Origin of the sequence: Acinetobacter sp. 3657 (assembly GCF_031456775.1) — a bacterium.
In the GTDB taxonomy this organism is placed as follows: Bacteria; Pseudomonadota; Gammaproteobacteria; order Pseudomonadales; family Moraxellaceae; genus Acinetobacter.
This window is the reverse complement of record NZ_JAVDVH010000036.1, coordinates 1-1,343: the sequence shown is the minus strand read 5'-3', so window position 1 is coordinate 1,343 and position 1,343 is coordinate 1. Positions and strand designations below refer to the sequence as shown.

Here is a 1,343-nt window from a genome sequence, read left to right as displayed (position 1 = left end):
TTGCCATTGGCATCATATTCGTAATGAATATTAAAGGATTGATCTTGCACACTCATCTTACGATTCAATGAGTCGTAGTTAATCAATGCATTTTGAAAAACTCGTGGTTCACCCGCTTTTGCATTTAACTCTTGGTAACGTTCTTCTATACGATTACCGTTTTCGTCATAGCGATAGGCAGTCAATAAGTTTAAAGCAACATCACGGATTTCTTTAATTGAACCATTGCTATAATAACTATAGTCAATATTTTGGCCTTGGGAGTTGGTTTGTCGTGTTAACCATCCACCTGCGTTATAGGTATAGTTAAAGACATGACCGCCTTTATCGGTATGTTTAACGTTACGTCCGTAATAATCTTGTTCATCAATAATCTTTTTACCAAGAGCATCTGTTTCTGTACGTTTAATACCACCTTTCGCGCCATTGATATTTACAATAGCAGCGTCATAGACATAGTCTACTTTGGTTATAGCGCCTTCAGCCGATTTTGTTTGTACCACTCGACCTAATGCATCATACTCAGTGGTATTGGTATTGCCTAATGCATTGGTCGCACTGATTCGGTTTCCTAATTCATCATAAGCAAAGCTATCGGTCAATGCTGCTTGATTACCTGCTGCATCACTAATAGCGGTAGCACCTGCACTTCCTGTTGCACGTGCAGCTCGATTAATCTTGACTAGATTGCCATTGATGTCATATTCATAACCAGTCTTTATACCAAGCTCATTGGTTCTGGTTGTTAAATTACCAAAAACATCATAACCATTTAACACTTGTCCAGCATCAGCATGCGTTTCATTGGCAACTAACCAATCACCATTTTCAAGATTACGTCCATTTAAATAACTTTGTTTATTAATATTACCATTGGCATCTTTGGTGCTCAGTAGTCGTCCTGACAGATCATAGGCATATTCAATGGTTGGAGTGCCTTGAATCATGGTTCCATCTGCTCGACGGATATCAACCGTGGGTAACTTTTTCTCGATTAATTTACCAAGCGTGTTATAGCCCAATGTTGTGGTATATCCCTTACCATCGGTTTCGCTAATCACCTCGCCAAAGGCATTTTGTTCTTGTTTACGTACGATTTGATTTTGTTCACTGCCTGAGCCAGCAATCGTCCATTTGGTTTGTTGAGTTGTACCATTTCCTTTATTATCAACGGTGACTTTACCTGGAACAAAGGCGATGACCTTGCCACTTGCATCATACAGTTGATAGAAGTATTCATAGTTCTCATAGCCATCGTTTGGTACGAGGTTATTAATATTCCAGCGGTAAACTCCGTTTTGTGGTGTCAGTGTCACCGTTTCAAATTGGGCTTTATCTCCCCA

Annotated in this window: 1 protein-coding gene; it reads right to left on the bottom strand. The window is 39.5% G+C overall.

What is annotated here, in order from left to right; all coding sequences use genetic code 11:
• Nucleotides 1-1,343, bottom strand: a 1,343-nt coding sequence (locus tag J2Y37_RS15845) for a hypothetical protein (RefSeq protein WP_349033420.1), incomplete at both ends; no start/stop codon positions are given.